General features: G+C 63.1%; 1 protein-coding gene. It reads left to right on the top strand.

Annotation, left to right across the window (positions count from 1 at the left end; genetic code table 11):
- The coding region (locus EN893_RS36780) for an NAD-dependent epimerase/dehydratase family protein (protein ID WP_128362300.1) at positions 1–645 on the top strand (645 nt) is incomplete at both ends.

Here is a 645-nt window from a genome sequence, read left to right as displayed (position 1 = left end):
AGATGCTCGGCGCAAGGCGAGCGACATCAGGAGCGGGCAATGGAACCCGCTGTCGCCAGGTGGAGACGCCCTCTCGCCGCTGCCGACGGACGAAGAAAAGCCGGTCGATCTCGCCTCCATCTATGCGCTGACAAAATACGCCCAGGAACGCGCCGTGCTGATCTTCGGCGAGGCCTATGGCATCGATGCGGTCGCGCTGCGCCTGTTCAATGTCTTCGGCGCCGGCCAGGCGTTGTCGAATCCCTATACCGGCGTGCTGGCCAACTTCGCTTCGCGTCTCGCCAACGGCCAACGGCCAATGATCTTCGAGGATGGCGAACAGAAGCGCGATTTCGTCCATGTGCAGGACGTCGCCCGCGCCTTTCGCCTTGCTCTGCAGCAACGCCAGGCAAAGGGTCATGTCATCAACATCGGCAGCGGCCGCGCCTATGCGATCAGCGAAGTCGCGCGATTGCTGGCCGAGGCCATGGGGACACCGAATCGCTCGCCGGAACTGCTCGGCAAAGCCCGCTCCGGCGATATCCGCAACTGCTTCGCCGATATTTCCAAGGCCCGTGAGTTGCTCGGTTTCGAGCCGGTGCGGCAATTGGAGAATTCGCTCGGCGAGTTCGTTTCCTGGGTGCGTAACACGTCCGCCGTCGACCG

The sequence above is a fragment of the Mesorhizobium sp. M7A.F.Ca.CA.004.04.2.1 genome (assembly GCF_004022825.1).
GTDB lineage: Bacteria > Pseudomonadota > Alphaproteobacteria > Rhizobiales > Rhizobiaceae > Mesorhizobium.
Note: the sequence above shows the minus strand (reverse complement) of the source record. Positions and strands in the feature narration are given on the sequence as shown.